Source organism: Methanobrevibacter filiformis, assembly GCF_001639265.1.
Lineage (GTDB): Archaea > Methanobacteriota > Methanobacteria > Methanobacteriales > Methanobacteriaceae > Methanacia > Methanacia filiformis.
The window spans coordinates 1-2,324 of the sequence record NZ_LWMT01000119.1; the positions used below are offsets into that span (position 1 = coordinate 1).

The 2,324-nt window shown below is 23.8% G+C and carries 4 protein-coding genes; 2 read left to right on the forward strand and 2 right to left on the reverse strand.

All coding sequences use genetic code 11. The features are described 5' to 3' along the window. Positions 1 to 182: 182 nt before the first annotated feature. Both MBFIL_RS03975 and MBFIL_RS11235 read right to left on the reverse strand, forming a co-directional pair. Positions 183 to 368, reverse strand: coding sequence for a low molecular weight phosphatase family protein (locus MBFIL_RS03975; RefSeq protein WP_066971710.1), 186 nt, complete (start codon positions 366 to 368; stop codon positions 183 to 185). 118 nt (positions 369 to 486) lie between these two features. Then, positions 487 to 606, reverse strand: a complete 120-nt coding sequence (locus MBFIL_RS11235) for an arsenate-mycothiol transferase ArsC (protein ID WP_084266293.1) — start codon at positions 604 to 606, stop codon at positions 487 to 489. A 169-nt stretch (positions 607 to 775) separates the two neighbouring features. Here MBFIL_RS11235 and MBFIL_RS03980 point away from each other — a divergent pair, with 169 nt between their 5' ends. Both MBFIL_RS03980 and MBFIL_RS03985 read left to right on the forward strand, forming a co-directional pair. After that, positions 776 to 1,531 carry a tRNA(His) guanylyltransferase Thg1 family protein gene (locus MBFIL_RS03980; RefSeq protein ID WP_245637451.1) on the forward strand — a complete coding sequence of 252 codons (756 nt, stop codon included), beginning with the start codon at positions 776 to 778 and terminating at the stop codon, positions 1,529 to 1,531. Positions 1,532 to 1,653: 122 nt separating this feature from the next. Beyond that, on the forward strand, positions 1,654 to 2,157 hold the full coding sequence (locus MBFIL_RS03985) for a Mov34/MPN/PAD-1 family protein (protein WP_066971712.1): 504 nt from the start codon (positions 1,654 to 1,656) through the stop codon (positions 2,155 to 2,157). The last annotated feature ends 167 nt before the right edge of the window (positions 2,158 to 2,324 follow it).

The window sequence follows — 2,324 nt, forward strand, 5'->3', positions numbered from 1 at the left end:
CATATTTCAACACAAAGATTATTAAACTTTACTAAAAAACAATCAACAAACATAAATCACTTAAAACCCAATAAACTAAATAATAATCCTTATTTTAACTTAATATTACTTCATCATCACAATATAAACCAATAAATATCAATTAACTAATCAATGAATTATGGAAGATCTCCTTAAATATACTAATTTTTTTCTAAATATTTTTTAAAGATATTATCAATAGCTATTTCTATGTTATCAGCTACTTCATCATACTTTTCAATAGATTGGAGATATGGATATTCAACATCTGTTTCTCTAACTAAATGGTATTTATTTTTATATTTTGGATAATTTGTTTTTAAATAGCTTAAATGAGGCATTGCCATACATAAACTTCATCTACATTTTCTAAAATAGCTTCACTAATTTTTTGAGATCTGTGATTATCTATATTTATATCTTTTTTTCATAACTATTCTCCCATTTTCATCAGCAGGTATTCCATTACGAGTACTTATGCCAGCAGAGAGTGCAATATATTTTTTCTCCACCATATTTCTTATTAAATATTCCTTCAGCTATTGGACTCCTACATATATTCCCTGTACAGACAATTAATATTATTTTTTAACTATTTTAATTACCAATTTAAATTTTATTGATAGCTATTAATAAATTATATAAACTTATTAGTTTAAATTATTTATTAGATATTCAAAAGTTAAGTAAGATGTAAATTAATAATTATAATAATAATTATAATAATAATTGTTGGATTTTAAACAGTGATAAGATGAATAATATGAAAGAGTATGAGATATATTCAGATATGAAAGTTCCATTATCTTCTACAATCATTTTAAGATTAGATGGCAGAGGTTTTCATACTATAAGTAAAAATTTAAATTTAAAAAGGCCTTATGATGAAGTATTTTCATTTTCTATGGCTAAAACTGCAGAATATATATTTAAAGAATTTTCCCCCCTTTTCATTTACACTTTTTCAGATGAACTCAACATATTACTTAAAGAAATACCTTTCAATGGAAGAATTGAAAAACTAAATTCAGTTTTTCCAAGTTTCGCATCTAGTAGTTTAACTTTAAACTTAAATGAATCATTAGATGAAAAAATAACTTTGCCTATTTCTTTTGATTCAAGAATAATTCCTATATCTGATATAGTTAGTTATTTTAAATGGCGTCAAAACGAAGCTTGGAGAAATCATGTTAATGGTTATGGTTATTGGGCATTAAGAAAAACATTATCCAAACATGAAGCAACATCTAAATTAAATGGTTTAAGTTCTGGAAATATTCATCAGCTATTATTTGAAAAAGGAATTAATTTAAATGATTTTCCACTATGGCAAAAAAGAGGAATAGCTATTTATAAAAAGAAACAGCATAATAATAAAAATCTTAATAATGAGAATAATAATAAATCTAATAAATATAGTAATAATAACAAGCATGAAATTTTCACTGATTTAAATTTAGAAATATTCAACAATGAATTTTTTGAAAGTATTTTTGGTAAGTATTTTTAAAAATATATTTTAATTTAATATTTTATTTAATAAATAACAAATATTATATAATATTCAAGACATAATATATATTAATTGTCTTTAGTATATGTCATTTAATTATTATATGTAGTATTGATATAATGTTCGATAAAGTAATTTCTAAAATACTAAATAATGAAGAAAAAGAATTTCATGAAATTCATGTTCAAAGAGATGTCATTGAAACAATAACAGATATGGGGCAAAGCTCAGATCCTTATGAATTCATGTGTCTTCTTGAAGGGAATTTTAAGAATAATATTCTGACAATCACTGGTTTAATATTTCTTCCAACAGATACATCTAGTGAAGGTGCAATAATGCATACAGGAATGCTTCCAGTTACTATGGATCATTTAGGTTCAGTTCATAGTCATCCTGGTCCAAGTAATATGCCTTCAGAAACAGATCTCATAACTTTCTCTAAAATGGGCTTATTTCACATGATTATTTGTAGACCTTATGAGATAGAAAATATAATGTCTTATAATAGATTTGGAGAATTTGTCCCATATAAAATTGTTGAGTCCACTTCTCAAGTTTCTTCTGTAATGGATGATCTGATTGATGATGAAGATCTTTTAAGAGATGATGATTTTTATTAAATATGATTTTTGATTGAAATTGAAATGAATTTTTTCGTGCAGATGATGATTTTTATTAAATATGATTTTTGATTGAAATTGAAATGAATTTTTTCGTGCAGATGATGATTTTTATTAAATATGATTTTTGATTGAAATTGAAATGAATTTTTTCGTGCAGATGATGA

Excerpts from the sequence above, each read along its gene's own strand:
- MBFIL_RS03985 (WP_066971712.1), top strand. The coding sequence starts at position 1,654 with ATGTTCGATAAAGTAATTTCTAAAATACTAAATAATGAAGAAAAAGAA.
- MBFIL_RS03980 (WP_245637451.1), top strand. The coding sequence starts at position 776 with ATGAATAATATGAAAGAGTATGAGATATATTCAGATATGAAAGTTCCA.
- MBFIL_RS03975 (WP_066971710.1), bottom strand. The coding sequence starts at position 368 with ATGGCAATGCCTCATTTAAGCTATTTAAAAACAAATTATCCAAAATAT.